Source organism: Pantoea sp. Lu_F5_004, from assembly GCF_051136245.1.
In the GTDB taxonomy this organism is placed as follows: Bacteria; Pseudomonadota; Gammaproteobacteria; order Enterobacterales; family Enterobacteriaceae; genus Pantoea; species Pantoea agglomerans.
The window spans coordinates 373,382-396,510 of the sequence record NZ_CP194947.1 but is presented as its reverse complement, the minus strand read 5'-3'; the positions used below and the strand labels follow the sequence as shown (position 1 = coordinate 396,510).

The following is a 23,129-nucleotide window of genomic DNA, read 5'->3' as shown; positions in this document are numbered from 1 at the left end:
TGCGGTTTTCCTTAACGGTCACTCAAGCCGGGTTGCCCCGGCTGCAAGGGGAGAATTACTTTTTCAGACGAGCCTGAGCATCTTTCAGTGCGGCGTCGATGCTCTGACGACCGCCCAGCGCGTTCAGGGTGGCGGTGCGCATCGCATACCAGAATGCCGCCATCTGTGGGATATTTGGCATGATGTCACCCTGACGGGCGTTGTTCATGGTGGCGGCGATACGCGAATCTTTTTCCAGCGTCTGCTGGAAAGATTTCAGCGCCACGGCACCCAGCGGCTTATCTTTGTTGACCGCCTCCAGACCGGTGTCAGTCAGCAGATAATTCTCCAGGAACTCTTTCGCCAGCTCTTTGTTAGGACTGGCGGCGTTGATCCCGGCACTCAGCACGCCGACAAAAGCTTTCGACGGTTTACCGTTCAGGGTTGGCAATTCGGTGACGCCATAGTCGATGCCGCTTTTGTCGAGGTTGCCCCACGCCCACGGACCATTAATGGTCATGGCGGTTTCGCCCTTGTTAAAGGCGGCCTCAGCAATCGAATAATCGGTGTCCGCATTCAGGGTTTTGGCTTTAACCTGATCGACCAGGAACTGCATACCCGCCTTAGCTCCGGCGTTATCGACGCCGACATCCTTCACGTCATAATGCCCGTCGGTGAGCTTAAAGGCGTAAGCCCCGCCTGCGGCCAGCAGCGGCCAAGTGAAGTAGGGTTCCTGCAGGTTAAACATGATGGCGCTTTTGCCTTTGGCGCGCAGTTGCTTGTCGAGACCGGCGATCTCTTCCCAGGTTTTTGGCGGGTTCGGCAGCAGCTTTTTGTTGTAGATCAGTGACAGCGACTCAACGGAAATCGGGTAGCCAATCAGCTTGCCGTCAAAGCGCACCGCGTCCCAGGTGAACGGGAAAATCTTCTCGCGGAAGCTGGCATCCGGCGTGATCTCAGCCAGCAGGCCGGACTGCGCATAGCCGCCGAAACGGTCATGTGCCCAGAAGATAATATCCGGGCCATCGCCGGTCGCTGCGACCTGCGGATACTTCTCTTCCATTTTGTCAGGATGTTCGACCGTAACTTTGATGCCGGTCTCCTGCTCAAATTTCTTACCCACTTCGGCAAGGCCGTTGTAGCCCTTGTCACCGTTGATCCAGATGACCAGTTTACCTTCCTCAATTTTTGCCATCGCGCTGGCCGAAAAGAGCACGGCAGAGAGGGCAGAAAGGGCCAGAATTCTTGCTCCGGTTTTCATCGTCATAAATCCATCCTGTTAGCGGAAGTGGTGAATGCTGTACCGGCATCATTGTGCTTATCCGCCAGGGCTTCTCATCCTCCTCTGTTCTACGCCCCTCGGCCTGCCGCTGTGATCGCGCTGGCAAAAAGCCCCTTAAGCGGGCGCTTACGCGGCAAAAATTCCTGCGGGTCTGCGTTAGCGATCACAAAAAAGCGCGGCAGCGTGCGGGCCGCGGCGTCAGCCCGCGTTTCTCCTCCTCCCGCCTCCTCCCCCAGTGGATTGCATTGCGGTGGAGGATGTTACCGTCTGTTTCCTCTCGCATAGTGAGCCCCGGAACTCGTCTGCCGCTGGGCAGACACGACTATGCAGCTAAGAGGGAAGGGATCATGGCGAGCGTTGTGTTACGCAATGTCACGAAAGCCTGGGGCGATACGGTGGTGTCGAAAGATATCGATCTCACTATTCGTGAAGGGGAATTTGTTGTTTTCGTCGGCCCATCAGGCTGTGGCAAATCGACGCTGCTGCGCATGATTGCCGGACTGGAGACTATCACCAGCGGCGAGCTGTTAATCGGCGACCGGCGCATGAATGAAGTGCCACCTGCCGAACGCGGCATCGGCATGGTGTTTCAGTCCTATGCGCTCTATCCCCATCTGTCGGTGGCGGAGAACATGTCTTTTGGCCTGAAACTGGCCGGGGTGAAAAAAGCGGAGATCCATCAGCGGGTCAATCAGGTGGCGGAGATTCTGCAACTGGCGCATCTGCTCGATCGCCGGCCTAAAGCCCTCTCTGGCGGGCAGCGTCAGCGCGTGGCGATTGGCCGCACGCTGGTGGCGGAACCGCGCGTCTTCCTGCTGGATGAACCGCTGTCGAACCTTGACGCCGCGCTGCGCGTCCAGATGCGGATTGAGATCTCCCGTCTGCATAAGCGCCTCAAGCGCACCATGATTTATGTCACCCACGATCAGATCGAAGCGATGACGCTGGCCGACAAAATCGTGGTGCTGGACGCCGGACGCATTGCGCAGGTCGGCAGGCCGCTTGAGCTGTACCACTATCCCGCCAACCGCTTTGTCGCCGGTTTTATCGGCTCACCAAAAATGAATTTCCTGCCGGTCAAAGTGACCGCCACCGCCATCGATCAGGTTCAGGTGCGGCTGCCGAATCAGCAGCTGGTCTGGCTGCCGGTTGACAGCGCCGGTGTGCAGGTCGGCAGCAACATGTCACTGGGTATTCGCCCGGAACATCTGCTCTCCAGCGATATCGCCGACGTCACCCTGGAAGGGGAAGTGCAGGTGGTGGAACAGCTGGGGCATGAAACACAGATCCACATCGAGATTCCCGCTATCCGTCAGAACCTGGTCTACCGCCAGGAGGACGTCGTGCTGGTAAAAGAGGGCGCCATCCTCGGTATTGGCCTGCCGCCCGAGCGTTGTCACCTGTTCCGCGAGGACGGGAGCGCGTGCCGCAGGCTGTATCAGGAGCCGGGTGTATAGCCCTGCCAAAAACAATAAAAGCAATGACCTCAGGAGATAGAAAATGTTAACTCTGCGCAAACTTCCCATCGCCGTTGCCGTCGCGGTGGGAACCCTCTCCGCCCCGACGATGGCGGTTGATTTTACCGGTTACGCCCGTTCCGGCATTGGCTGGACCGGCAGCGGTGGTGAACAGCAATGTTTCCAGGCCACCGGCGCCCAAAGTAAATACCGTCTGGGCAACGAATGTGAAACCTACGCCGAACTGAAGTTAGGCCAGGAAGTGTGGAAAGAGGGCGACAAAAGCTTCTATTTCGACACCAACGTGGCTTACTCCGTGGCACAGCAGAATGACTGGGAAGCCACATCGCCCGCCTTTCGTGAAGCCAACGTAAAAGGTAAAAACCTGATCGACGCGCTGCCAGGCTCTACCATCTGGGCCGGTAAGCGTTTCTATCAGCGTCATGACGTCCATATGATCGACTTCTACTACTGGGATATCTCGGGCCCAGGTGCCGGTCTGGAAGATGTCGATCTCGGCTTCGGTAAACTCTCTTTCGCCGCAACCCGTTCGTCTGAGGCTGGCGGCTCTTACACCTTCTCCAGCGATCGTATCCGTGACTTCGCCACCAGCACTGCCAACGACGTGTTTGATGTGCGTCTGGCCGGTCTGGAAACCAACACCAACGGCGTGCTGGAGCTGGGTGTCGACTACGGTCGTGCCAACGCCCGTGACGACTATCGTCTGGAAGAGGGTGCCTCTAAAGATGGCTGGATGTTCACTGCTGAACATACCCAGAGCATGCTGAAGGGCTACAACAAATTCGTGCTGCAATATGCCACCGATGCGCTGACCTCTCAGGGCAAAGGCGTGCCGCAGGGCACCAGCCTCAACAACAATGGTGACATGTATCGCATCCTCGACCACGGTGCGATCTCACTGGCCGAACGCTGGGATCTGATGTACGTCGCTATGTACCAGAACATCGATCTGGACAACAACCGCGGCACCGAGTGGTACACCGTGGGTGTGCGTCCGATGTACAAATGGACGCCGATTATGAGCACGTTGCTGGAACTGGGCTACGACAACGTCAAATCGCAGCAGGCTAACGAGCGCAACGGCCAGTACAAAGTAACGCTGGCGCAGCAGTGGCAGGCGGGCGACAGCATCTGGTCACGTCCGGCTCTGCGTCTGTTCGCGACCTACGCCAAATGGGATGAAAAGTGGGGTTACAACAAAGATAACTCAGGCGATCTCACCACCTTCGCCTCTGCGGACACCAGCGGCAACGGCATCCTGACCAACAGCCGTGGTAAAGACGATGAAGTGACCTTCGGCGCGCAGATGGAAATCTGGTGGTAAGCCAGCACCTTTTCTGACAGGCGCGCCTGCGCCTGATGGATCTCTTTGGTCGCGGAGTGCCATTGCCTGGTTCACGCCGCGGCCTGCAATAAGGTAGACATAATGAAAATGAAAAAACTGGCTGCACTCTGCCTGAGTGCGGCGTTACTGACAGGACACGCGCTTCCCGCCCTGGCGGATGTCAATCTGGTGCCGCAGGATCTCTCGTCCGCACCGGTCGTGGCACCCGAGACACTGCAACGCCTGAGCTGGCAACCGCTGGCTGCTTCTCAGACACAGACCACAAAACTTGCTAACAGCGGACAGACGCTGAATGCGCCACACATTGCCGGTCCGGTCGCGGCCTACAGTCTGCCCGCCAATATCGGCGAACTGACGCTCACGCTGAGCAGTGAAGTGGCGAACGGTCAGGTTTTCGCACCGAACGTGCTGGTGCTTGATGAAAACCTGCGTCCTGCGGCCTGGTTCCCCAGCCGCTACTTTACCTATCAGAAGCCGGGCGTGATGGCGGCAGATCGGCTGGAAGGGGTGATGAAATTAACCCCGGCGCTGGGTCAGCAAAAAATCTACCTGCTGGTGTTCACCACCGACAGCGATCTGACACAAACCACCACGCTGCTTGACCCGGCCAAGGCCTACGCCCAGGGCACCGGTCATGCGGTACCGGATATTCCCGATCCCGTCGCCCGCCACAGCCGGGAAGGGACAATCAAGCTGAAGATGCAGACCAGCTCCGGCTCATCCATTCTGGTCGGGCCGCTGTTTGGTTCATCCGGCCCGAGCGCGGTGACCGTCGGCAATACCGCACCGGCGTCCGCGTACAGCGCAGCACCGGCGCCTGCACCCTCAGCAGCGCCCGCGCCAAAAGCCCGTGCGGAACCGATCATGAGCGATACCGAGAGTTACTTTAACCAGAAGATCAGACAGGCGGTGAACAGCGGTAATATCGATAAGGCGCTGAAACTGCTGGATGAAGCCGAGCGGCTGGGTTCCACCTCTGCCCGGCAGACCTTTATCAGTAGTGTTAAAGGCAAGGGGTGAAACTGCCCCGACAATACTGATGTTGTTCCATCTGGTGCGCTGCGGCGCACCTTTTTTTGTTGCAGAGATCCTGATTGCATGATTTTTTTGCGTGGTTTTACGCATTGCGTAAGTCATGCTGTGGGCAATAGCGTTTGATGAATATAGGCTAACTAAGCTGTTTCAGGGATGACTTTTCTAAAGGCTAAATGCGAAGTTACACGACAACACAGGCCCGAAAATATCTTGCTGAAATCATGGATATCGTGAGGGCGGGTGAGCCTGTGATTATCACCCGCCGGGGCGGCTCTGCTGCTGTGCTTATCAGTCGCGAAGAGTTTGATGTCTGGCAGGAAATAAAACAGGGTGCCAATTTTTCAGTCGATACGGAAAAGCGTAATCAGAAACTTTTAATGAAGACTTAGTAACAAAACATTCGCTCTTATCGCGATCAATGCATTTGCATTGCCAATGCACTTGCATTACTGTTGCGCTATCTTGTTTTTTCCTAGTGAGAATCCGCAATGGGAACTTTGACTCATGCAAACATCTCTCTGCGTGCTTCATCAAAACTGACAGCCCGCAGTCAGACCACTATCCCTGCCGCAGTTCGTGATGCGATGAATCTGCAACCTGGTGAGAATATCGAATACGCTGTTCTGCCGGGCGGCAAAGTCCTTATTACCCGTCAGGAAACGGTGACTGATGATGATCCAGTGATGGCGAGCTTTCTGAGTTTTCTTGCTGCTGACATACGCAACACACCTGCAAATATTAAAACGCTGGATCGAGGATTATTAACTCGCATTACATCGTTGACCGAAGGTATGGACGTTGATTTGGATGCTCCACTCATGGACGATGAGTAATTAAGTATGGAAGACAGCACGGTTATAAATGGATGGCACGTTTATGTTCATCCCTGTTTTGAATCGCAGCTGATTGCGCTGACCAATGAAGTGGAGTTACTCAGGGCTAAATATCCTGAAAGTTACCAGCGAAAAGCAACGACTAAGCTTTTAGCTGCTGTGTTTAAAGTTATCAATAGTGAGATTTGCGCCGATCCACATCAGGCAAAGTTTCGCCAGGGCGATACGCTGGGAGAACAAAATAAGCATTGGTTTCGTGCAAAGTTTTTGATGCAGTATCGTTTGTTCTTTAGATTCAGCGAGCAACATAAAACCATCATTCTTGCATGGATGAATGACGCTGAGACCAAACGTGCTTATGGCAGTAAGCGTGACGCCTATAAAGTATTTTCAGGAATGTTGCATAACGGCTATCCACCTGACGACTGGGCATTGCTGTTAAAGCAATCTCAGGATTGGGCGAATACAAATTCTTAAGTTCATTAAATCCTGAACAGAATCCGGTGTGCTTTTTTCAGACGCTCGTGCTCAGGGTGATCTTATCACTGTTGAGAGGCGCTGATTACAGTAGCAGAGTGCGAGCCGTTGCCGGCCCGCACGCTGTAATAACTGAAAATTATGTAAAACAGGCTGCGTCAGAGACGAATCTGAGTCGCGCGTTAACCTTCAATCGCGCAGTAGTCGCTTCCGGCGTGCCGTCAGATCACGCAGCAGCGTGTCAGTGGCAGGATCGCTGAACAGCGTTTCCAGCGTGGCGCTGAGCTTGCGTCGCCAGTTCGGATATTCATCGCTGGTGCCCGGAATATTGACCGGCGCCGCCATATCCAGCCAGTCCTCCGGTTGCAGTCCCAGCAGGGCGCTGTGACTATCAGCCAGATAGCACTGCATCGCCCGGTTTAATGCCTTGCTCATGCCGGTGCGACGTGCATCGCGTCCGGCACGTTTCGGCAGGGCACCGACCCGATGAAGACTCTGCAGCAGCGCCTGCTTCGCCCGCAGCCGATCCTGATACAGCCCGGCCAGCACCACTTTGTCGGGATAGAGTCCGAGTTGCGCGCCGGTGGTCAAATCATCGCTCTGCCACCAGCCACGCAGCGTCGGAAGATCGTGAGTGGTCGCGACCGCCATTGCCTGCCGTGGCCATTCGGCGGGCGGACGAAAACGCTGGCCTGACTCCTGCTCAAAATAGAGCACCTTATAGGAGTAGACCCCGCCATCGCGCAGCTTATCGACAATCGCTTCCGGCACGGTACCGAGATCTTCACCAATTACCATGCAGCGATGACGCTGACTTTCCAGCGCCAGAATCGCCAGCAGATCGTCGATGGGATAGTGCACGTAGGCACCGTGCATGGCACGCTCACCGGCCGGAATCCACCACAGCCGCATTAGCGCCATCACATGGTCAATGCGCAGTGCGCCGCAGTGGCGCATGCTGGCGCGCAGCAGGGCGATCCATGGCTCCCAGGCGCGCTGACGCATCACCTGCGGATCCATGGGCGGCAATCCCCAGTCCTGGCCGCGCGGGCCGAGAATATCGGGCGGCGCACCGATGCTGGCATCCATGCAGTAGAGATCGCGCTCGCTCCAGGTCTCTGCGCCACCCTGCGCAACACCCACCGCCAGATCGCGGTAAAGGCCAATCGGCATCTGCTGCTGCTGGCAGATGTCCCAGCTGTCGGCAAACTGCTTCGCGGCCAGCCACTGCAGCCAGAGCCAGAAGCGCACCTGATCGGCGTGCTGTTGCAGGAAGGCCTGCACGGCCGGACTGCCGGGATCCTGCAACGCCTCCGGCCACACCGGCCAGCCCCAGCGCTCACTATCCTGCGCTATCTGATCGGCGTGCAGCGCATCAAACAGCGCCTGATGCTGAAGACTCTCGCCTCCTTCACGTATAAATCTATTAAACGCCTGCACCTCGGGATCGCTGGCGTCACGCTGAGTAAACTGCGGCCACGCCAGCCTCAGCGCGTCAATTTTCAGCCGGGTCACCGCCGCATAATCGACCCATTCTGCTGCGCGAGCCTGCTCCAGCGCCTGCTCTGTTTCCGGACGATGCCACCAGGCCTGAGCGGCAGCGCTCTGCCGGAAATCAGTGACTGCGCCCACGTCGATGTAGAGAACATTGAGCCAGCGCCTGGACGAGGGGCTGTAAGGGCTGGCACTCTCCGGGCTGGAGGGAAACAGCGCATGGATAGGGTTAAGACCGATAAACGCGCCGCCGCGTGCAGCGACCTCCGGCAGCATCCGGCGCAGATCGCCAAAGTCGCCTATTCCCCAGTTTTCCGCCGACCGCAGGGTATAGAGCTGCACGCAGGCGCCCCATAATGACTCACCTGCCAGCAGGGCCGGGGGTTCATAACAGCGGGCCGGGGCAATTATTATCCGGCACGACCACTGCTGCGCGCCCTGTTGCAGCGTCAGCTGATGATAGCCTTCAGGCAGCGGCGGCAGATGCAGCGGCTGAGCGGGCTGGCAGCGACCTGAGCTGATTTCACCCGCTTCAGTGGTGAGATGCCAGTGGGCATCGTCAGCGAGCTGTGGCGACAGGCTCAGCAGATCGCCGCTGCGAAAAATCACCACCGGTGGCAGCGGCGTGCTCAGCGAATGGGAAGGCTGCATCACCGCCAGCAAACGCTGGCGGGTCAGAGTCGGGATCGCCTGTGGCTTGCCGTGAGCATTGATATACTCAGCGGCGATGCCCGCCCGGGAGAAATCGTCCATAACCGGATCTGTTTTCATGGCGTTCCTTAGCGTTTCGCTTGCCAGATGCGCTGCTGGTAATCGCGGATAGCGCGATCGGAGCTGAACATGCCACAGCGTGCGGTATTGAGGATGGTGGCACGTGTCCAGGCCTCCTGATCGCTCCACAGCGCTTCTACCTGCGCCTGTGCGTCAAGGTAGGGCTGGAAGTCAGCCAGTACCAGATAAGGATCACCGCCTTCCGGGCCGAGACTCTGCAACATTGCATCAAAGGCGTGGCAGTCGCCCTGGCTGAAGGTGCCATCTTCCAGCGCCTGTAAGACCTGATTGAGCTGCGGGTCTTTTTTACGCCACTGCGCCGGAGCATAGCCACTGGCTTTTAACGCCACCACCTGCTCCACGGTATGCCCGAAGATAAAGATGTTTTCGCTGCCGACTTGCTCAGCGATCTCAACGTTCGCTCCATCCAGTGTGCCGATGGTCAGTGCGCCATTCAGCGCCAGCTTCATATTCCCGGTGCCGGACGCTTCTTTACCGGCAGTGGAGATCTGCTCGGAAAGGTCGGCGGCGGGAATCAGCCGCTCGGCGACGGAAACGTTGTAATCGGGAATAAACACGACTTTCAGACGGTCACCGATGCGGGGATCCTGATTGATCACCCCGGCCACTTTGTTGATGGCATAGATGATGTTTTTCGCCAGTGCATAGCCGGGCGCGGCTTTGGCTCCAAACAGCACCACGCGCGGCGTCCGGTTAGCCTGTGGATCGGTGACCAGCGTCTGCCACAGCGCAATGATGTGCAGCAGGCTCAGATGCTGACGTTTGTACTCATGCAGTCGTTTGATCTGTACGTCAAACAGCGCAGTGGGGTCAATCTCAATGCCGGTCCGCTGTTTCACCCAGTGCGCCAGCGCGACTTTGTTCTGCTGCTTAATGGCGCGATATTCCGCGCAGAAGGCGGCGTCATCCGCAAAGGCTTCCAGCCCCTGCAAGGCATCGAGATCGTTCAGCCAGGGTTTTTGCAATGTCCGGGTGATCAGGGCACTCAGCGCCGGGTTGCACTGATTGATCCAGCGGCGCGGCGTAATGCCGTTGGTCACGTTGTGGAATTTCTCCGGCCACATCTGGTGATATTCCGGGAAGAGATCCTGCACCACCAGTTTCGAGTGCAGCGCCGCCACACCGTTGACCGCGAACCCGCTGGTCACGCAGAGGTTCGCCATCCGCAGCTGGTTATTATGCACCAGCGCCAGTCTGGCCCACTTCGCTTCATCGTCTGGCCAGCGCGCCGTGACAGCCGTTTTTAGCTGCGCGTTCAGGGTATTGATGATCATCATATGGCGCGGCAGCAGGCTGCGCACCAGACGCACATCCCAGCACTCCAGTGCTTCCGGCATCAGGGTGTGGTTGGTATAGGCAAAGGTGTGCTGCGTGATCTGCCAGGCGCAATCCCAGCTCAGCTGATGCTCATCCAGCAGCAGACGCATCAGCTCCGGGATGGCCAGCGTCGGATGGGTGTCATTAAGCTGGATCACTTCATGATCGGCCAGGGTTTCGATGCTGCGTCCGGCCCGATGATGGCGACGCAGAATGTCAGCCAGTGCGCAGGCGCACTGAAAATATTGCTGCATCAGACGCAGTTTTTTACCGTTCTGATGATTGTCATTGGGGTAGAGCACTTTAGTCAGTTTTTCAGCATCAATACCCTGTTGTTCAGCGCGCAGAAAGTCGCCGTCGTTAAAGCGACTGAGGTTAAACGGCTGGGCATGTTTCGCCTGCCATAGACGCAGTGGCTGGCTGATACCATTCTGATAACCCACCACCGGCAGATCCCAGGCTTCACCGAGCAGTTCAAACGCCGGTTGCCACTGTGGCTGACCCGCAACCGTCACCACTTTACCGCCCAGTCCGACCCGCACGTTAAGCGCGGCGTTATGGTTAAACCACGGGTAGCGATCGCGTTGCCAGTCATCCGGGCCTTCAATCTGCGCGCCCTGTTCGAAGCGCTGCCGGAACAGACCGTACTGATAGTTCAGACCGTAGCCCGTAGCGGGCTGACCCACATTCGCCATGGAATCCAGGAAACAGGCTGCCAGACGACCCAGGCCGCCATTACCCAGCGCCGGGTCGGTTTCGGTTTCCAGCACATCAGTGAGTGAGATATCCCATGCGGCCAGGGCCTCGTTGACCGCGTCATACCAGTCCAGGTTCAGCAGGTTGTTGCCGGTCAGGCGACCGATCAAAAACTCCATCGACAGATAGTTAACATGGCGTAGTTCTGTCGGGGCCGGGGGAGCAGGCTGCGCGGCCAGCATATCGGCCAGCGCACCGCTGAGTGCCTGCCACCACTGTGTCGTGGTCATCTCCTGCGCATCGCGCAGGCCAAAACGCTGCCACTGACGGGTCAGGGCAGCGTTGAACTGAATCGGGTTGAAATCGGGCTGTGTCATGGTTGATGTCCTGTAAAAACGGAAAATGGGTCAATGTGGCGACAGTCTGCCCGCGCGGAAACCCTCGCTCATCCTCCTGCAAAGAATTAGCGGAGGAGGATGGGGAGGGTGGAGAGGATGAGGCTAATCCGAAATCGTTGAAGGAGTGTGATTGCGCACGCTTTTGTAAAGTTTAATTAATGGGTTTGCTTGCATTCATCTGACGAAATGCTGAACCTGTGTAAGGAATAATTACGAAGCGTAAAATAATGATGCGCTCGACAAATGGAGAAACGCGCGCCCATGTTAATACCCGCTAAACTCAGCCGCCCGGTGCGTCTTGAAGGCACTGTGATTCGGGAGAGACTGCTGCAAAAACTCACCGCTGCCGGTAACTATCGGCTGGTGCTGGTCACCAGTCCGGCGGGCTACGGTAAAACCACACTGGTGTCGCAGTGGGCGGCAGGGAAAAGCGATCTGGGGTGGGTTTCTTTAGATGAGGGCGATAATCAGCCGGAACGCTTTGCCGATTACCTGATTGCTGCACTGCAACAGGCCACCCACGGTGGCTGTCCGCGCAGTGAACTGCTGGCCCAGAAGCGGCAGTATGTGAATCTCAATGCGCTGTTTTCTCAGCTCTTTATCGAGCTGGTGGAGTGGCAGCAGCCGCTATGGCTGATCGTTGATGACTACCATCTGATTACCAATCCGGTGATCCACGACGCGATGCGCTTTTTCCTGCGCCATCAGCCTGAAAATCTGACGCTGATTCTGATGTCACGTAATCTGCCGCAGCTCGGTATCGCCAACCTTCGGGTGCGTGAGCAACTGATTGAGCTGGGCAGCCAGCAGCTGGCTTTTACCCACCAGGAGGCGCGACAGTTTTTTGACTGCCGACTGGCGGCCCCGCTGGAAAGCGAAGAGAGCAGCCGACTCTGTGATGATGTAGCGGGCTGGGCTACTGCGCTGCAACTGATCGTACTGTCGGCGCGACAGGGTGCCAGTTCGGCTCAGCATTCCGCACGGCGTCTCTCCGGCATTAATGCCAGCCACCTCTCCGATTATCTGGTTGAAGAAGTCCTGGATAATGTCGATCTGCCTACCCGCCATTTCTTACTGAAAACCGCGCTGCTGCGTTCAATGAACGATGAACTGATCGCCTGTGTCACCCGCGAAGAGAACGGCCAGATGCGGCTGGAAGAGATTGAGCGTCAGGGTCTGTTTCTGCAGCGCATGGACGATTCCGGCTGCTGGTTCAGCTACCATCCGCTGTTTGGTAACTTCCTGCGTCAGCGCTGTCAGTGGGAACTGGCGGCGGAGCTGCCCGCGCTGCATCGGGCTGCGGCAGAGAGCTGGATGGCGCAGGGCTTTCCCGGCGAGGCGATTCATCATGCGCTCGCCTCTGGCGACGCCACTATGCTGCGGGACGTGCTGCTGAAGCACGCGTGGACGCTGTTTAATCAGAGCGAACTGCCGCTGCTGGAAAACTCCCTGAAAGCACTGCCGTGGGAGATGATGCTGGAAAATCCAATGCTGGTGCTGCTGCAGGCCTGGCTGATGCAGAGTCAGCATCGCTTCTCCGAAGTCGACAGTCTGCTGGCGCGTTTTGAACAGGCCAGCCGCTGCGAGATCGATGCAGCACTGCGCGGTGAATTTAATGCGTTGCGCGCCCAGGTGGCGATTAACGATGGCAATACCGATGAAGCGGAGCGGCTGGCGAAAGTGGCGCTCGACACTCTGCCAGCGAGCCGTCACTACAGCCGCATTGTGGCAACCTCAGTGCATGGTGAAGTGATGCACTGCAAAGGCGAGCTGGATGATTCACTCAAACTGATGCGGCAGACCGAACAGATGGCGCGGCGCGATGAAGTCTGGCACTACGCCCTCTGGAGCCTGATTCAGCAGAGCGAGATTCTGTTTGCTCAGGGTTTTTTGCAGGCAGCGTATGAGATCCAGAGCCGCGCCTTTGTGCTGGTCGACGAACAGCACCTGGCGCAGTTCCCGCTGCACGAGTTTCTGCTGCGCATTCGCGCTCAGTTGCTGTGGGCCTGGGGACGACTGGAAGAAGCGGAGCAGGCGGCCCGGGAAGGCATCAAAGTACTGAACGGTTTCCAGCCGCAGCAGCAGATTCAGTGTCTGGGATTGCTGGTGCAGTGCTCACTGGCCCGTGGCAATTTGGATAACGCTCGCAGCTACCTGAACCGGCTGGAAAACCTGCTGAACAATGGCAACTGGCACAGCGACTGGATAGCCAATGCCGACAAAGTCCGGGTGATTTACTGGCAGTTGACCGGCGACAGCCAGAACGCCCGCGACTGGATGCGGCAGACGCCTAAACCTGCCTTTGCCAATAACCATTTCCTGCAGGGACAATGGCGGAACATCGCCCGCGCGCAGATCCTGCTGGGTGATGTGAGCCAGGCGGAAGTGGTGCTGGAGGAGCTGAATGAGAATGCCCGTGCCCTGCGCCTGATGAGCGATTTAAACCGTAATCTGCTGCTGCTGAATCAGATCTACTGGCAGACCGACCGCAAAGCGGAGGCGCAGCGTGTCCTGATAGAGGCGCTGAAACTGGCGCGCAGCACCGGTTTTATCAGCCATTTCGTGATTGAAGGCGAGATGATGGCGCAGCAACTGCGGCAATTGATTCAGCTGAATACCCTGAATGAGCTGGACAGCCACCGCGCCCGGCGCATCCTGCTGGAGATCAATAAATATCACCGTCACAAATTCGCTCATTTTGATGAAGGCTTTGTCAGCCGATTGCTTAACCATCCTGACGTGCCGGAGCTGATCCGAACCAGTCCCCTGACGCAGCGTGAATGGCAGGTGCTGGGATTGATCTATTCGGGCTACAGCAACGATCAAATCGCCGGTGAGCTGGCGGTGGCCTCCACCACCATCAAAACTCATATCCGCAATCTCTATCAGAAGCTGGGCGTCACCCACCGCAGCGAAGCGATGAATCAGGTGCAGTCGCTGCTGAAAATGATGGGATATGTCTGACGACAGGCGTATTCAGGGGCGGGCTTCAGCCCGCTCATACTGAAAACATAAAAGCGTATGAGGAAATTCCCCCCATTAACCCAGCCCGTGTTATCAAACCGCAGAGGGTTTAAACGGGCCTGATCAGGCAGGCTTTTCGGGCAGTGCGCCCGCTATAGCGTTACCGGGTAAATTTCAGCGGCATCTGATTATCGACATGTTCGTACGATGACCTTTTTTCAGGCCCGGAAAAATGCCCCAGCCGGGCCCCATATACATTATTGCCGTCTCGTTAAAAATCGATGGTGATATATTTATATGTCTGCAAAGAAATTTTTTAAATAAGCGTGACGGCAACAGCGACTGGCTTGGTTTAATTTAGCGCTTCGTCTTTAATTTTTTTTTGCATTATCATTTAGAGTGTCTATGCTTATTTAATGAATGGTGACTGACGTGAAGTTTATATTGTCGGCTGCCATTTACGCGGAAGTTAAAATTACTTACTGATTAAAGAGAGGTATTTATGACTGAACATCGCGGTGGTTCTGGTAACTTTGCAGAAAATCCTGAAAAAGCCTCTGAAGCAGGCAAAAAAGGTGGACAAAACAGCGGCGGAAATTTCGCCAACGATCGTGAAAAGGCGTCTGAAGCCGGTAAAAAAGGTGGCGAACATAGCCATGGCGGCGGACGTAAGAGCGATTGACGCAGTATAACGGTTGACGGATAACTGCATCTGTGGAATCAACCCCCCTGGTTTCCGGATCTGCATTTATTCATCCGTTAATACTGGCGTCGCAGGTCGGGCAGTATTAAACACTGCCCGGCCTGTTACTTCTTTATTTTATTTATGTAAGCAGTCCGCGATTTATTATTCCGGCATCTGAGTAAAATATATCCGATCTTCAGGTTCAGACTTTACCCACTTCACCAGCGCATTCACACCCATAAATAAACCAGATGCATACAGGGCACTTTCATTATTCTGATTAGCTCTGGGGTTTTCTATGCTTTACTGAAATCTTACTCGTTAAGTTAAATAAGGCCCGGATACGTCTGTTATCCGGGTGACAGTCGGCCTGTTAAGAAGCCGCATCAGATAGTCGGCCACTGTGAGAAATACTTGCCATCCTTCATCGCTGAATCTCCCCAATCACCAACCGTCTTTTTACTCGTTGGCTGGCGCGTGACACTCAGGATTCCATCTGCTGGCGTCGATAGAGCCATTCCTGAGAACCACAGCCTTGCCCGTCCAGCTTCGTGAAAGTGCCGAACCAGACCTGTTCGCACCCTTACACCTGCAGGGATGTTGTTACCGACAGTCTCTGGAGTTAATTAACTTTCTCTATGCTGATGCCTTTAACTGGCAGCGCAGTGAGAAAAGAAGAAAAGCGATAAAGCAGGTTATTACCTGTATACCTCCTAATGAGGTGACTGCGGGGAAAGCCAGCACAGAGGCCAGCCATGTCGTTACGGCGGCAGAACCCATGGACAGAAACCCGAGCAAAGCGGATGCCAGACCGGCCTGATGTCCAAATGGACCCATAGTGATAGCTGTACCCAGTGGATTGGCCAGCCCCATACCCCAGAGGAACATAATCATTGACAGGGTATACCAGCCCAGTCCTGGCGCTGCCGGGCCAATCAGCAACAGGCCACCACCTGACAGTGCTATGAGAATCCCGACCAGGGTAATGTTTTGTGCGCCATAACGATGGGCAAGGCGTGGTGATGCCATACCTGCTGCAAAGACCACAAACACCGTTGAAGCAAAATAGAGGCCGGTCTGAAGTGATGACAACCCGATACCGCCCATCAGGATGGCAGGTGCAGCGCTAAATGACGCAAACAGACCACTCATTAACAGGCTTACAGACATTGCCGGAAGGATAAATTTTGTATTCAGCGCCAGCTTAACGTAGGCAACCATGACACCGGGAATGGAGTGCGCGGCACGTCGTTCGGCAGGATGCGTTTCGCCTAATGCACTGGCATAGAAAACGGCGACGGCAAAAGCCGCCAGGCCCACCGCAATAAAGATTGCTCGCCAGCCCAGCGTGGCGGCTAATACGCTGCCTATTAAGGGTGAGAAGCCGGGAGCTGTCGCTGTGGCGATCATGGTCAGGGAAAGTGCCCGCGCTAATCTTTCGCCTGTAAACAAATCACGCGCAATGGCGCGGGACAGAACCGCGGCAGCGCATACGCCCAGCGCCTGTATCACCCGACCGGTTATCAGCATTTCCAGTGAACCGGCAAGCCCTCCCACAATGGTTCCCACCATAAATACTGAAAGGCCGCCCAGTACCAGTTTCTTGCGCCCGAAACGATCTGCAAGCGGACCGACAACCAGCTGCGCCAGAGCAAACGTGATAAAAAAGCTCGATAGCGTAAGACCAAGCTCGCGTGATGACACGCCTAACTGCTCCCCGATATCAGGAAATGCGGGAAGGATAATGTTAGTAGAGAGTATGCCAATGGCTGAAAGTCCTGCCAGTAACGCGATAATTTTTCCTGTCAGCTGCTGTCCTTGGGTCTGTTCGGCTTCAGGACGGATGACAGGAGTAGACTGTTCTGGCTTCATGAGAAACCCTGACCGTAAGGCACTGAAACGACCACCGATTTACGGGAAAACGGCGTTAGCAGATAAAATTCGCTCATGGTGTTGCCTCCCAGCGGCGAAACAATATGCGGGCATTGACGTTACCAGAACCGAAGACGTCAGATAATGCTAGCGTTATGGCGCTAGCGCGTGACTTTAAGTCCACAAGATCAGTCGGGAGGAATCGCTCCGGCTCATGCCCTGCAACAGGGTCTTTTGTAAGAGAAGTAACCTGTCCTGCTACGGTAATACCGGTCCTTTCACTGATTTCAGAAGAAAGGCTTGTTAAACCCGAGCGTTCCTTCATATACCGGTACCCGACCTTTCCGGGATCGTACCTGAAAGCACTGACAATGCTGCAACCTGTCATGACTATTCGCTTTTGACATTCAAGAACCATGCGTTGAAACCTCTTCATTCACTTCTCTGGGTTAAAGGGCGTGAATCCCTTATTCAGGAATTCACACCCTTTGCTGCGTCAGCATCAGGTCAGGGCTTTTTTGTCAGCAGGCGTCGGTGTCTCAGGGCGAATTCTGAACCAGATCGCGTACATCGCGGGCAGGAACACCAGCGTAATAACGGTGCCGCCTAACGTGCCGCCAATCAGGGTATAAGCCAGGGTTCCCCAGAAGACTGAGTGCGTAAGCGGAATAAATGCCAGTATGGCGGCCATTGCCGTCAGCAATACCGGACGGGCACGTTGTACCGTTGCCTCCACCACCGCATCAAACGGTGCAAGTCCTTCCTGTTCGTTATGGTGAATCTGACCGATCAGGATCAGGGTGTTACGCATCAGGATGCCCGACAGCGCAATCAGGCCAACCAGGGCATTAATGCCAAACGGCTGGTTAAACAGCAGTAACGTAGGCACCACACCAATCAGCCCCAGTGGGGCGGTAAGGAAAACCATCACCATCGCTGACATCGACCGTACCTGCAGAATGATAATCAGCAGCGTCACTGCGATCATTATCGGAAACAGCGGTGCCATCGCTTTTGTCGCTTTACCGGATTCCTCGATAGAGCCCGCCTGCTCAATACGGTATCCAGCCGGAAGTTTGTCGATTACCGGCTGCAGTTCTTTGAGCATGGCGGTGGAGACATCCGGTGGCTGCAGGTGCTCAGCGATATCGCCACGTACCGTAATTGTCGGGGTGCGATCGCGACGACGCAGAATCGGATCTTCCATGCGGACGCCGACTTCCCCTATCTGTGAAAGCGGAACACGCTGACCGGCAGAACCGACTAAGGTAAAGCCCGCTATTTTGGCCGGATCAAGCCGGATGTCGCCCGCCGCGCGTCCCATAACCTGCACAGAGCGGATGTCTTCACGCACCGATGTGATCGGAACGCCTGAAAGCAGGAACTGAAGCTGCTGTGCAACAGCATTTGAGGTCAGACCCACGGCCTGCAGACGATCCTGATTGAGCGTGAAATGCAGCGTCGGCACCCGCGGGCCCCAGTCCGTATTGACGGTTCTCATCATCGGACTGGCCTGCATTACCGCCTCCACTTTGTCTGCAATAGCGCGCAGCATGTTCGGATCCGGACCCATAACGCGATAAGCCACCGGGTAGGGCGAGTAGGGACCAAACACCAGCTGTGTCACGCGGACGCGCGCTTCTGGTGCCAGTCCGTGAGCCGCCGCTTCGCGCAGCCGGAACTTCAGCGCCTCACGCGCCTCCTGACTGTCCGTCAGCACCACAATTTTTGCAAACGAGGGGTCAGGGAGTTCGGGTGCCATGGCCAGATAAAAACGCGGTGACCCCTGGCCGATATAGGACGTGACGATTTTTGCCTCTTTCTGCTTCTGAAGCCACGCTTCGATTTTTGCAGTCGTGGCGCTGGTCTCCTCGATTGAGGTGCCATAAGGCATCTGAACTTCTACCAGCACTTCCGGACGGTCTGAGGTTGGGAAAAACTGTTTTTTAACCAGCCCCATACCGAGAATAGCGACGGTAAAGATGGCAATAACCGATCCTGCTACCAGCCATTTTTTCGCGATAACGCGAGTCAGTACGCGCCGGAAGCGATTGTAATGACGGGTGTTGTAGATGGCAGCATGCCCACCCTCCACCGTTTTGATTTCCGGCAGCATTTTCACGCCCAGATAAGGCGTAAAGACCACCGCTACCACCCATGAGGCGATCAGGGCGATGCCCACAATCCAGAACATGTTGCTGGTATATTCGCCGGCGGTGGACTGTGCAAACCCGTTGGGCATAAAGCCCACAGCCGTAACCAGCGTACCCGCCAGCATCGGCGCCGCCGTATGGCTCCAGGCATAGGCGGACGCTTTGATACGGTCGTAGCCTTCCTCCATTTTCACCACCATCATTTCTATGGCGATAATGGCGTCATCCACCAGCAAACCCAGTGCCAGGATCAGGGAACCCAGCGTGATGCGGTCAAAGTTTTTACCGGAAGCCTCCATCACGACAAAAACGACAGCCAGCGTCAGTGGCACGGCGGCGGCGACCACGACGCCCACCCGCCAGCCCATACTGACGAAGCAGACCACCATTACCACCAGCAGGGCGACAAAGAACTTGACCATGAACTCATCAACGGCAGAACTGATGTTGACGGACTGATCGGTAACCTTGGTCAGCGTCATGCCAAGTGGCATACCCTGATTGATTCTGGCCGTTTCCTCATCCAGCGCTTTACCGAGATCCAGACCGTTCCAGCCATCACGCATGATGATGCCCAGCAAAAGAGCCGGTTCTCCCTGGTTACGCACCATAAAGGTCGCTGGATCTTCGTAGCCTCGTTCAACCGTTGCCACGTCCGAGAGACGCAGCGTTCTGCCCTGGGCTACAACAGGCGTTTCGCGGATTTTCTCCAGTTTGTCGAAGGCACCATCAAGACGAATAAAGACCTGGGGTCCGCTGGTATCAATCGAACCGGCAGGGGTCAGAACGTTCTGACTGTTCAGCGCGGAAAAGATATCCTGCGGCGAGATACCGAGCGTGGCCAGCCGGTCATGAGAGAACGAGACAAAAATCCGCTCACTCTGCTCACCAATAATGTTGACCTTTTTTACGCCGGGCACATGCAGAAGCTGCTGGCGCAGCGATTCTGCATCCCGGGCCAGTACGCGCTGTGGCTCCCCCTTAGCCTTAAGCGCAAAGAGCGCAAAGGTAACGTCAGAGAACTCATCGTTAATCATCGGTCCGATCACGCCCGCCGGCAGGCTTTTAGCTTCATCACCCAGCTTTTTACGTGCCTGATAGAATTCCTCCTGCACTTCTGACGGCGGCGTGCTGTCCTGCAGTGACAGCATGGTAAAAGCCAGACCGGGACGGGTGTAGGTCTCACTGCGGTCATACCACTTGAGCTCCTGCAGACGCTTTTCAAGTGGCTCGGCAACCTGATCCTGCATTTCCCGGGCGGTTGCACCCGGCCAGGCAGAGATAATGGTCATCTGCTTGACGGTAAACGGCGGATCTTCAGCCCGTCCGAGTTCGAAGAACGACAGAATACCGGCGACAGTAATCAGAATAATGAGGAACAGGGTGATTGAACGCTCGCGAACCGCAAGCGCGGAAAGGTTGAAACGCCCGCTGCTCATGGCTGACTCCCGGCAGCAGTAGCGCTGTTGGGTGGTGGCGCTATTCGCACTGCTTCTCCGTCATGCAGCAGATGTGCCCCCAGCGCGACTACCTGATCGCCCGGCCGAAGGCCACCGGTTACGCTGGCTGCATCGTCCCCCAAGCCGAGCACCTGGACAGATTGCCATGACACTTTGGCCGGCTTGCCTGAAATAGCCCAGACGCCAGCACCTTTGCCCGGGTCATAAATCGCTGCCAGTGGTACCTGTAATACCTGACCGGGCATTTTATCTTCTGCTATATGCAGCGTAACGGTGGAGCCGAGCGGCGCGCTGGCCAGCGCGCCTTCAAGCACATACCTTGCTTCAAAAGTCCGCGTTACAGGATCAGCCGCATCGGAAAGGAGACGCAGCCTGGCGGAAACAGACTGCTTTGCTGAACCATACAGCGTGGCCTGCGCCTCGCTGCCAATTGCCGGCCGCAGCGTCTCGGGCAGTTGTACGATGGCTTCACGCTGGCCTGCTCTCGCCACCCTGACGACTGGCTGGCCTGCCGCAACGACCTGTCCGGGTTCGGCTAATGTATCCATGACCACGCCGTCCGCATCCGCCAGCAGTACGGCGTAACCTGTTGCATTACGGGCGACATTGGCCTGAGCCTGAGCAGCGCTGAGTTCGGCCCTGGCCGAATCTGCGGCGGCTTTTATCTGGTCGTACGCCGACGCAGAAACAGCGCCTGCAGCGACCAGCCCGCGATAACGCGCATCATCATCCGTTGCCTGTCTGGCGCGAGCCCGCGCAGCCGCAACGGCCTGTGCCTGCGCCTGCGCCTGGAGACTCAGGTCAACCGGATCCAGACGCATTAAGGGCTGTCCACGCTTAACGGTCTGGCCGGTATCGACCAGACGCTCAAGAATTTTGCCCTCTACCCGGAAGCCAAGGTCGCTTTGGGTGCGTGCCACAACAACGCCGGTGAACGCGCGGTAGGCATCGGCAGCACTCACCACGGTAGCAGCCCTGACCAGGGGAGGCTGAGTACGCGGATCGTCGGCGCCGGACGGGTCGCCGCAGGCCACCAGGGCCAGCGGCAACAGGCAGAGAGCAAGGGTGGCAGGTTTGAGCCTGAGCATAGGTTACCTTATTCATTAAGCATGACAGTGAACGCATTTTCAGACCAGTGACTATTAATGTCAATAGTCACAATTTCAGGATAAAACACGTTTCTGCTTCAGGCTGATGACAGCACCGCTGAGGAAGCCGTAAAGCAGAGGGTCATGGATCTGGTCATTCCTGAAACCGCACCGCGAGATAGTCAGATTGACAACTAGTGACTATTTGGTAATGTAGTCACAATTCTGGATTATCTCAGGGACTCTTAATGTTCTCCTTACGTACCCTCTCATTGATGGTCAGCTCCGGGCTGCTGGCCGGTTGCGCTGTCGGGCCAGATTATCACCGCCCTGACGTGCCCCTGCCGGATCGGTATCAGTCTGCCATGCAGCAGAGAAGCGCAACCCGCCCGGCTAACTTTGCCGTCTGGTGGGAAGGCTTCAATGACCCTCTGCTGAGTCGGCTGGTTTCGGATGCGCTGGCCCGGAATCTCGACATCGCTCAGGCATCTGCCCGCATGGCGCAGGCGCGTGCAGGTCTGGGCGCGGCAACAGCTGCGCTGCTGCCATCGGGTAATGTCAGCGGACAGGCTTCACGGGCTTATCAGTCGGTTGAAACCCCGCTGGGGCAGGTTCTCAGTTCGACGCCGGATTACAACCGCTACGGCAATGCTTATGAAACCAACCTTAATGCAGGCTGGGAGATTGACCTCTTCGGTGGCCTGAGGCGCGGCCGCCAGTCAGCACTGGCTGATTATCAGGCGTCAGAGGCGGGCGTAGCCGCCACCCGTCTTGCGGTTGCTGCCCAGACTGCCGATATCTATATCACCTTGCGCGGATTACAGGCCCGCCTGGCAATTGCTGAGGCTCAGGTCAGAACCCGGCAGGAACTGCTGGAAAAAGTCCAGCTTCTGCACAGCAAAGGAGTGGCTCCCGAATATCAGGTCCGGCAGTCCGAAGGCGAACTGGCGCAGGTTCAGGCAACCGTGCCGGAGCTCCTTACAGGAATAGATGCTGCCATGAATGCACTGGACGTTATGCTCGGTACGCCAGCCGGTACGCATCGCACTGAGCTGACTTCAGCCGGGACCATTCCGCAGGCTCCGCTGATCGCATCAACGGGTACGCCTGGCGACCTGCTGCGCCGGAGACCCGATATTATCGTGGCGGAGCGTCATCTCGCTGCCTCAAGTGCGCGTATCGGTGTCGCCATCAGCGAGTATTATCCGAAGTTCTCACTCAGTGCCTTACTCGGCAGCGCAACAGCTGTGTCGGGGGATAACCTCTTCTCCAGCGGTGCCAGCCAGTCGGCAGGCGTGCTGGGACTCCGCTGGCGGCTCTTTGATTTTGGCCGCATCAATGCTCAGATAGATCAGGCTAAGGGGCAGGAAGCGGAAGCGCTTGCTGCCTATCGTCTGTCTGTATTGCGTGCCACTGAAGATGTTGAAAATGCCTTCTCCGCGCTGGTTAACCGAGAAAATCAGACCGCAACCCTGGTCAAAGGTGAAGCATCCCTTGCCAGTGCCCGCCAGTCGTCTTTTGTCGCCTTCCGGCAGGGAACGGCAAGCCTGATAGACGTCCTTCACAATGATGAAACACTTTTACAGATTTCTGATGCCAGAGCACAGGCGCAGACAGAGTCTGCCCGCGCCGCCGTCGCGACATTCAGGGCGCTGGGAGGCGGCTGGCAGCCGTCAGAAACCGATAAAAAGGCGCTTTAAGAGCAGTAAACTTCGATGTGCCTCACTACACACCGGGTCAAAGGCATCGCTGATCTTGCACCGTTGAAAACATGACGAAAT

The 23,129-nt window shown here is 56.4% G+C and carries 15 protein-coding genes; 9 read left to right on the top strand and 6 right to left on the bottom strand.

Annotation, left to right across the window (positions count from 1 at the left end; translation table 11 throughout):
- Window positions 1–55: 55 nt before the first annotated feature.
- Window positions 56–1,246 carry a maltose/maltodextrin ABC transporter substrate-binding protein MalE gene (gene malE / locus ACR8BN_RS20810; RefSeq protein ID WP_208442999.1) on the bottom strand — a complete coding sequence of 397 codons (1,191 nt, stop codon included), beginning with the start codon at window positions 1,244–1,246 and terminating at the stop codon, window positions 56–58.
- A 362-nt stretch (window positions 1,247–1,608) separates the two neighbouring features.
- Between malE and malK the strand changes: the two genes are divergently transcribed.
- The 6 genes from malK to ACR8BN_RS20780 all read left to right on the top strand — a co-directional run bounded on the left by malK (window position 1,609) and on the right by ACR8BN_RS20780 (window position 6,429).
- On the top strand, window positions 1,609–2,718 hold the full coding sequence (malK, locus tag ACR8BN_RS20805; RefSeq protein WP_150015485.1) for a maltose/maltodextrin ABC transporter ATP-binding protein MalK: 1,110 nt from the start codon (window positions 1,609–1,611) through the stop codon (window positions 2,716–2,718).
- A 43-nt stretch (window positions 2,719–2,761) separates the two neighbouring features.
- A complete protein-coding gene (locus tag ACR8BN_RS20800; protein WP_033760237.1) occupies window positions 2,762–4,063 on the top strand; it encodes a maltoporin in 1,302 nt (433 codons plus the stop codon).
- A gap of 102 nt (window positions 4,064–4,165) precedes the next feature.
- Window positions 4,166–5,104: a maltose operon protein MalM gene (malM, locus tag ACR8BN_RS20795; protein ID WP_039388987.1), complete on the top strand. Its 939-nt coding sequence runs from the start codon at window positions 4,166–4,168 to the stop codon at window positions 5,102–5,104.
- A gap of 188 nt (window positions 5,105–5,292) precedes the next feature.
- On the top strand, window positions 5,293–5,508 hold the full coding sequence (locus ACR8BN_RS20790; RefSeq protein ID WP_010247349.1) for a type II toxin-antitoxin system Phd/YefM family antitoxin: 216 nt from the start codon (window positions 5,293–5,295) through the stop codon (window positions 5,506–5,508).
- 99 nt (window positions 5,509–5,607) lie between these two features.
- Complete coding sequence (locus ACR8BN_RS20785) at window positions 5,608–5,952, top strand: type II toxin-antitoxin system PrlF family antitoxin (protein WP_033773852.1); 345 nt, start codon at window positions 5,608–5,610, stop codon at window positions 5,950–5,952.
- Window positions 5,953–5,958: 6 nt separating this feature from the next.
- Window positions 5,959–6,429 (top strand): type II toxin-antitoxin system YhaV family toxin, encoded by a 471-nt coding sequence (locus tag ACR8BN_RS20780; protein ID WP_010247344.1) that lies wholly within the window; start codon window positions 5,959–5,961, stop codon window positions 6,427–6,429.
- Window positions 6,430–6,618: 189 nt separating this feature from the next.
- On the opposite strand, the gene malQ is transcribed toward ACR8BN_RS20780, so the two are convergent.
- Together malQ and malP are read right to left on the bottom strand one after the other, a co-directional pair.
- On the bottom strand, window positions 6,619–8,694 hold the full coding sequence (gene malQ, locus ACR8BN_RS20775; protein ID WP_191938954.1) for a 4-alpha-glucanotransferase: 2,076 nt from the start codon (window positions 8,692–8,694) through the stop codon (window positions 6,619–6,621).
- 8 nt (window positions 8,695–8,702) lie between these two features.
- Window positions 8,703–11,105 (bottom strand): maltodextrin phosphorylase, encoded by a 2,403-nt coding sequence (malP, locus tag ACR8BN_RS20770; protein ID WP_434747644.1) that lies wholly within the window; start codon window positions 11,103–11,105, stop codon window positions 8,703–8,705.
- Window positions 11,106–11,387: 282 nt separating this feature from the next.
- On the opposite strand from malP, the gene malT reads away from it, so the two are divergent.
- Window positions 11,388–14,090 (top strand): HTH-type transcriptional regulator MalT, encoded by a 2,703-nt coding sequence (gene malT, locus ACR8BN_RS20765; protein ID WP_033760251.1) that lies wholly within the window; start codon window positions 11,388–11,390, stop codon window positions 14,088–14,090.
- 502 nt (window positions 14,091–14,592) lie between these two features.
- On the top strand, window positions 14,593–14,772 hold the full coding sequence (locus tag ACR8BN_RS20760; RefSeq protein ID WP_031592455.1) for a general stress protein: 180 nt from the start codon (window positions 14,593–14,595) through the stop codon (window positions 14,770–14,772).
- 639 nt (window positions 14,773–15,411) lie between these two features.
- On the opposite strand, the gene ACR8BN_RS20755 is transcribed toward ACR8BN_RS20760, so the two are convergent.
- The 3 genes from ACR8BN_RS20755 to ACR8BN_RS20745 form a co-directional block, all read right to left on the bottom strand.
- Complete coding sequence (locus ACR8BN_RS20755) at window positions 15,412–16,647, bottom strand: multidrug effflux MFS transporter (protein WP_275103134.1); 1,236 nt, start codon at window positions 16,645–16,647, stop codon at window positions 15,412–15,414.
- Window positions 16,648–17,149: 502 nt separating this feature from the next.
- On the bottom strand, window positions 17,150–20,239 hold the full coding sequence (locus ACR8BN_RS20750; RefSeq protein ID WP_434747643.1) for an efflux RND transporter permease subunit: 3,090 nt from the start codon (window positions 20,237–20,239) through the stop codon (window positions 17,150–17,152).
- Window positions 20,236–21,348, bottom strand: a complete 1,113-nt coding sequence (locus tag ACR8BN_RS20745) for an efflux RND transporter periplasmic adaptor subunit (protein ID WP_434747642.1) — start codon at window positions 21,346–21,348, stop codon at window positions 20,236–20,238. The genes ACR8BN_RS20750 and ACR8BN_RS20745 overlap by 4 nt, the downstream gene beginning before the upstream one ends.
- 248 nt (window positions 21,349–21,596) lie before the next feature.
- Between ACR8BN_RS20745 and ACR8BN_RS20740 the strand changes: the two genes are divergently transcribed.
- Window positions 21,597–23,048 carry an efflux transporter outer membrane subunit gene (locus ACR8BN_RS20740; protein WP_425015716.1) on the top strand — a complete coding sequence of 484 codons (1,452 nt, stop codon included), beginning with the start codon at window positions 21,597–21,599 and terminating at the stop codon, window positions 23,046–23,048.
- Window positions 23,049–23,129 lie beyond the last annotated feature (81 nt).

Coding starts and splice junctions, on each gene's coding strand:
- malE (WP_208442999.1), bottom strand. CDS start 1,246: ATGACGATGAAAACCGGAGCAAGAATTCTGGCCCTTTCTGCCCTCTCT.
- malK (WP_150015485.1), top strand. CDS start 1,609: ATGGCGAGCGTTGTGTTACGCAATGTCACGAAAGCCTGGGGCGATACG.
- ACR8BN_RS20800 (WP_033760237.1), top strand. CDS start 2,762: ATGTTAACTCTGCGCAAACTTCCCATCGCCGTTGCCGTCGCGGTGGGA.
- malM (WP_039388987.1), top strand. CDS start 4,166: ATGAAAATGAAAAAACTGGCTGCACTCTGCCTGAGTGCGGCGTTACTG.
- ACR8BN_RS20790 (WP_010247349.1), top strand. CDS start 5,293: ATGCGAAGTTACACGACAACACAGGCCCGAAAATATCTTGCTGAAATC.
- ACR8BN_RS20785 (WP_033773852.1), top strand. CDS start 5,608: ATGGGAACTTTGACTCATGCAAACATCTCTCTGCGTGCTTCATCAAAA.
- ACR8BN_RS20780 (WP_010247344.1), top strand. CDS start 5,959: ATGGAAGACAGCACGGTTATAAATGGATGGCACGTTTATGTTCATCCC.
- malQ (WP_191938954.1), bottom strand. CDS start 8,694: ATGAAAACAGATCCGGTTATGGACGATTTCTCCCGGGCGGGCATCGCC.
- malP (WP_434747644.1), bottom strand. CDS start 11,105: ATGACACAGCCCGATTTCAACCCGATTCAGTTCAACGCTGCCCTGACC.
- malT (WP_033760251.1), top strand. CDS start 11,388: ATGTTAATACCCGCTAAACTCAGCCGCCCGGTGCGTCTTGAAGGCACT.
- ACR8BN_RS20760 (WP_031592455.1), top strand. CDS start 14,593: ATGACTGAACATCGCGGTGGTTCTGGTAACTTTGCAGAAAATCCTGAA.
- ACR8BN_RS20755 (WP_275103134.1), bottom strand. CDS start 16,647: ATGAAGCCAGAACAGTCTACTCCTGTCATCCGTCCTGAAGCCGAACAG.
- ACR8BN_RS20750 (WP_434747643.1), bottom strand. CDS start 20,239: ATGAGCAGCGGGCGTTTCAACCTTTCCGCGCTTGCGGTTCGCGAGCGT.
- ACR8BN_RS20745 (WP_434747642.1), bottom strand. CDS start 21,348: ATGCTCAGGCTCAAACCTGCCACCCTTGCTCTCTGCCTGTTGCCGCTG.
- ACR8BN_RS20740 (WP_425015716.1), top strand. CDS start 21,597: ATGTTCTCCTTACGTACCCTCTCATTGATGGTCAGCTCCGGGCTGCTG.